The following is a 2,802-nucleotide window of genomic DNA, read 5'->3' on the forward strand; positions in this document are numbered from 1 at the left end:
ATGGAGTCTAAAAAAGATGAATTGGTCGATATGTACGAACAAAAGAAATTTGCACACGATATAAAAAAACAAATGAAAAATGAAATGAAGTAGTAATAATAGGTGTATCAATATGATGCACCTATTATTTTTTTAGTTTAAATATATGATTATATGAATATAAAAGTATATAAAGGGGGGAAATAAGGAATGAATTTTAAATTAAGAAAGTACATGGGTCCTAATTTTAATGAAGAAAAATTCTTAAATGCACCTAATGTATCATATGAAGAAGTTAAAATTGAAGGTGTGGCACCAGATAATTATCATGCAATGTCTATATATCCAGAATATTTTAAAATTGATGGAAAATGGATATTAGCAAAAGAAAGCAGAATGGATGGAGTAGTAGTAATAAATGATAATTTAGAATTAGAAGTTAAAGAATTTAGAAACTTAAAAATGGGGGATAAAGTTATAGTAGGAAGAACTGAAGATGCTAGTGAGGGAATTTATTTACATGCAAATGGTTTTTCTCAAATAGACTATGAAAAGGATATTTTTGCATTTAGAGGTGAAAGATCTAGGGAAACATCTTACACTAAGGATTATGAACAATTATATGAATTACTTAAATATGAAAAAGAAAATGGATATGTAGTATGGGTATTAGGCCCAGCAGCTGTATTTTCAAAAGGATCTAGAGATGCGATGGCAAAACTTATAGAAGAAGGATATGTTGATGCATTGCTTGGGGGAAATGCAGTGGCTACTCACGATTTAGAAGCAGGAATGTTCAATACTGCTTTAGGCCAAGATATATACACTCTAGAACCTAAACATAATGGACATTATCATCACTTAGATTTACTAAATAAGGCAAGAAAAGCAAGCTCCATAGAAAAACTTATAGAAAGTGAAAATATAAATAGCGGAATAATTCATGCATGTGTAAAGAATAACATACCAATAGTTTTAGCAGGTTCTATAAGAGATGATGGACCTCTTCCTATTGTGATATCAGATGTATATAAAGCACAGGATATGATGAGAAGTCATATTAAAAAGGCAACTACAGTTATATGTCTAGCAACACAATTACATTCTATTGCTACTGGAAATATGACACCATCTTACAGAGTTATAGATGATAAAATAAGGCCTATTTACTTTTATAGTGTAGATGTATCTGAATTTGCTGTAAATAAATTAAGAGATCGAGGAAGTTTGGAGGTTACAACTATAGTCACAAATATACAAGACTTTTTAGTTAAGTTAAAGGAAAATTTAGCATAAAATAAAATAATTTAACCTATTATGTAACTTTTTAATATAATTTTTCATATTCTATTATATAAAAAAGTAATGGGGGAATTATATATGGCTAATAAAAAAAGAAAAAGACCTAATGGAACATCTAATCAAAATAATCAAAATAATAAATCTAAAAATAATAAAAAGAATAACAATAAACAAACTAACAATAAAAATGAAATGAATGAAAAATTAAAACAAGTATTATTAGAAAAATTAATAGAAAAGCTTAAATAATAAAAATCAAAGCCCAAGTTAAAATCTGGGCTTTGATTTTTATTATTTAATAGAATTTAAATTTATAACTAAGAATATATAAATTAAAAATTATTAAAAAATGAGGGAAATTCCTTTTATTTTTAACTTATATAAACATTGATTAAAGTAAGTTTAAAACTCTAAATTTAAAGATAGCAATCTATTTTTTAAGTCATTCATTATATTAATTTCATCTTCAATTGTATCAGCATTATAAGTTACAGAAAATCTTAAGAAAGATCCGCAATCATCCCAAGGAACAGTAGATATTAATGCATTTGATAAAAGATATAAGGTAGCATCTTCTGCTGTTTTAAATTTAATTCCATCCTTTATACCTTTAGGAATAGGTACATAAATATAAAATCCAGCTTTAGGTTTTTTTGCTTCAAAGCCAATTTCTTTTAATGTTTCAGTTAAAAGATTAAGTCTTCTAGAATATCTTTCTCTGTTAATATCAACTAAATGATAATTATCAAGTGCAAATACACCTGATTTTTGTATAGCTCTAAATTGTCCAGAATCTGTATTGGATTTTACTGAAGAGAATAGTTTTATAAATTTCTCAGAACCAACTACAAAAGCAAGTCTCCAACCAGTCATATTGAATGATTTAGACATAGAGTGTATTTCTACACAAACATCTAAAGCACCGTCAACAGATAATATGCTAAGAGGTTTATATCCATCATAAGTTAGATGACCATATGCTAAATCTGATACAACTAAGATATTATTTTTCTTAGCGAAATCTACAATATCTTTATAAAATTCATAAGTTGCAACTTGGCCTGTAGGGTTATTAGGGTAGTTTACATAAATCATTTTAGCTCTTTTTAAAATATCATTAGGAATGCTATTTAAATCCATATAGAAGTTATTTTCTTTGCAAAGAGGAATGTTATAGATTTCTCCTCCTAAAAGCTTCGTATAAGTTCCTAAAGTTGGATAGGCAGGTGATGGCATTATACATATATCACCGGGATTAATAAAACATATTGGTATCATAGCAAGTATAGATTTAGATCCTATTCCGTGCATTACATTAGATATAGTAAGATTTTCTATACCATATACATTATTTAAATATCTACAAACTGCTTCTTGAAATTCTTCGATTCCATTATCAGCATAATACCTATTTTCTGGCTTTCTACATTCATTATTTAACACATCACATATAAGTTCATCAGCCATTTTATCAGGTTCTCCTACACCCATATCAATAAGCTTAATATTTGGATTTTTCTT

The 2,802-nt window shown here is 27.3% G+C and carries 3 protein-coding genes; 2 read left to right on the forward strand and 1 reads right to left on the reverse strand.

The genetic code is table 11. The features are described 5' to 3' along the window. Positions 1-189: 189 nt before the first annotated feature. The gene (locus Q5F54_RS12580; protein ID WP_302334540.1) at positions 190-1,275 is read left to right on the forward strand and encodes a hypothetical protein; all 1,086 of its coding nucleotides are present in this window, start codon (positions 190-192) and stop codon (positions 1,273-1,275) included. Between the two features lie 84 nt (positions 1,276-1,359). Then, positions 1,360-1,530: a hypothetical protein gene (locus Q5F54_RS12585; RefSeq protein ID WP_277231223.1), complete on the forward strand. Its 171-nt coding sequence runs from the start codon at positions 1,360-1,362 to the stop codon at positions 1,528-1,530. A 153-nt stretch (positions 1,531-1,683) separates the two neighbouring features. On the opposite strand, the gene Q5F54_RS12590 is transcribed toward Q5F54_RS12585, so the two are convergent. Continuing rightward, positions 1,684-2,802: aminotransferase class I/II-fold pyridoxal phosphate-dependent enzyme (locus tag Q5F54_RS12590; RefSeq protein WP_302334541.1), on the reverse strand; the 1,119-nt coding region annotated here is incomplete at its 5' end.

The organism is uncultured Romboutsia sp. (assembly GCF_958366745.1).
Lineage (GTDB): Bacteria > Bacillota > Clostridia > Peptostreptococcales > Peptostreptococcaceae > Romboutsia > Romboutsia timonensis.